This window comes from Archangium violaceum Cb vi76, assembly GCF_000733295.1.
Taxonomy (GTDB): domain Bacteria; phylum Myxococcota; class Myxococcia; order Myxococcales; family Myxococcaceae; genus Archangium; species Archangium violaceum.
Genome location: NZ_JPMI01000143.1, coordinates 1 through 2068, shown reverse-complemented (window position 1 = coordinate 2068; position 2068 = coordinate 1). Strand labels below are relative to the sequence as shown.

Annotated in this window: 4 protein-coding genes; 2 read left to right on the top strand and 2 right to left on the bottom strand. The window is 59.2% G+C overall.

The genetic code is table 11. The features are described 5' to 3' along the window. Both Q664_RS21675 and Q664_RS21670 read right to left on the bottom strand, forming a co-directional pair. Positions 1–928 (bottom strand): T6SS phospholipase effector Tle1-like catalytic domain-containing protein (locus Q664_RS21675; RefSeq protein WP_043398781.1); only part of this gene is annotated, 928 nt, incomplete at its 3' end. Positions 929–971: 43 nt separating this feature from the next. Further along, complete coding sequence (locus tag Q664_RS21670) at positions 972–1331, bottom strand: hypothetical protein (RefSeq protein ID WP_043398778.1); 360 nt, start codon at positions 1329–1331, stop codon at positions 972–974. A 331-nt stretch (positions 1332–1662) separates the two neighbouring features. On the opposite strand from Q664_RS21670, the gene Q664_RS21665 reads away from it, so the two are divergent. Both Q664_RS21665 and Q664_RS21660 read left to right on the top strand, forming a co-directional pair. After that, on the top strand, positions 1663–1863 hold the full coding sequence (locus Q664_RS21665; protein ID WP_043398775.1) for an ACT domain-containing protein: 201 nt from the start codon (positions 1663–1665) through the stop codon (positions 1861–1863). 12 nt (positions 1864–1875) lie between these two features. After that, positions 1876–2068, top strand: a 193-nt coding sequence (locus tag Q664_RS21660; protein ID WP_043398772.1) for a formyltransferase family protein, incomplete at its 3' end; no start/stop codon positions are given.

Genomic DNA, 2068 nt, shown 5'->3' with positions numbered 1-2068 from the left:
TGATGGAGACGTACTTGTTGTATGTGATGTACGGGACATCCGTATCGTAGATCTGGATGTTCTCCACTTCGCGGGTGTTATAGCTGCCACCGATATCGCTGTGCACGCCGGGGAGCAGGATCTCCTTCCCCTTGCCGCCGGCGCTCTTGATATTGGTGAGCGCGAAATTGGCACGGTGCTCGTCGAGGGCCGCGAGATGATAGACGGAGTCCGCCGCGCTGATGGCGTCAAGCCCGAGTTCATTGACATTGCTCAGGCCCATCGCGGTGCCGGAAAGGCCCAGGGACGAGACGGTATCGTAAATACCCACGAAATAAACCTTGACGGTTCCGACCTTGAAGCCTTCTTGCTCCAACATCGTCTTGATCGGGTGCAGCGTGATCAGGGTATCTCCGGCCGGAATGTAGGAGGTGTTGAGCGCGCGGTGGACGAAGTGACGTGCCGCCGCGGCGCCCCGGCTGAATCCATAGACATCCAGCCGCAACTCCTCGATCCGGGTGTTCTTTTTTCCAGAATTGATGTCGCGATTGATGAATTTCCGGATGTGATTCATCAGTAGCCGGAGGCCCTTGTCCACCTTGGCGGCAACGCCGGTCCCCATCGAGCCGAAGGCGTATCCCATGGTGGAATCCCCGGCCTTGTCGGTTGTGCCGATGCCTTCGATATAAAGCGGGAGGTAGCTGTCGTAGCCGTTCAGCTTGTCAGAATCGATGTTCTGATACAGGAGGGCGACATTCGTGTAATAGTTCCCATACGATGTTCCGACATCGCCTTGGTGCTTGGCCGGATCCTTGGCGCGGGCCATGCCGATCTCCGTGTTGGTCTTGTTGTTCAACGTGCCGTCGAAGAACAGCGTCGCACGGATCTTCTTTGTCTTGGGAGGCTCTTCCTGGGCGCAAGACTGAACGGCGAATGGAGGTGCTGCCATACCCGCTCCTGTGAATGATGGGTGATAGGTCAGGTGAACGGTATCAAAGGGTAATCAGGATTTTTGAATCCCGGCCGCTGAGCAGCCGCAGGAGCAGGTTCTCGACCTGCGCAGCCCGGCTGATTCCTGGCTGCCGGAATTCATCAAGAAGCGGCTGCGGCAGGGGAATCCCGAGGCCGAAATGCACGATGCAGCCAGCAAACCGGAACAGCGCGTCGCGCTGGTCAAGGCCGAGCCGCTGTCCGTATCGGATTATCTCCAGAACGCGTTGTCTACGCTCTTCCCGGGAACTCTCATGCTCCCATTCCGGATAGGCGTCGATGAGCTGGGTCGCTGTTTTCCTGCTGAATTCTTCCAGCACGGCGGAATTTATCTGATTGAGCTGCACGCTCGAGATCTTCATGACGTCTGCATGCACCGCACCCTTTCAGTCGGCAATATAACTATACTGGGACATCGGATCGCAAGCTGCGCCTGAATTCTCGCTTTGTGGAAACCGAGGGAGACGGTTGCTCGGAGCCATCTACAATCATCTCAATGTCATCTGGCATGGGAATGCGCGTCCGCCCATACGCGTCGATGGTCTCAGGTGCCGAATCTGGACCATCAATGCTGTATCCACGGTTCGGCCTCCTCCCGATTGCCGGGGAGCCTGGTCGGTGTCGATGGAGTGGCGCCGATTGAATTGAGAATGACGGGGCGCGAACTCCATGGCCTCGTGTTAGGGGGGGTCAATGACCTCGACCCACCGCGCAGTCGTTCGCATCACCGGCCCGGACCGGCCAGGGATCGTCTCGGATGTGTCCGGGCTCTTGTTCAAGCTGGGGCTCAACATCCACCACGCGGACCAGCACCTGGACGCGGAGGCCAACCTCTTCTTCCAACGCATCGAGTTTCCCGTTCCGGAGGGGTGGAGCGCGTCCGCGCCGAGCTGACGAAGGGCCTGGATGCCCTGGCCATGCCGCCGTGGCTACATCTTCGTGCACGAGCCCATCGCGGGGAACAAGGCCGAGCAGGAGCGGCGCATCCTGGCCCGTCTGGCCGAGGAGCGGGTCGACCTGGTCGTCCTCGCCCGGTACATGCAGATCCTGACCGGCGACTTCGTCGCCGCGTATCCGAACCGCATCATCAATATCCACC

What these genes read in the sequence shown, in the direction of transcription:
- Q664_RS21670 (WP_043398778.1), bottom strand. Translation starts at nt 1,331, where the DNA reads ATGAAGATCTCGAGCGTGCAGCTCAATCAGATAAATTCCGCCGTGCTG.
- Q664_RS21665 (WP_043398775.1), top strand. Translation starts at nt 1,663, where the DNA reads ATGACCTCGACCCACCGCGCAGTCGTTCGCATCACCGGCCCGGACCGG.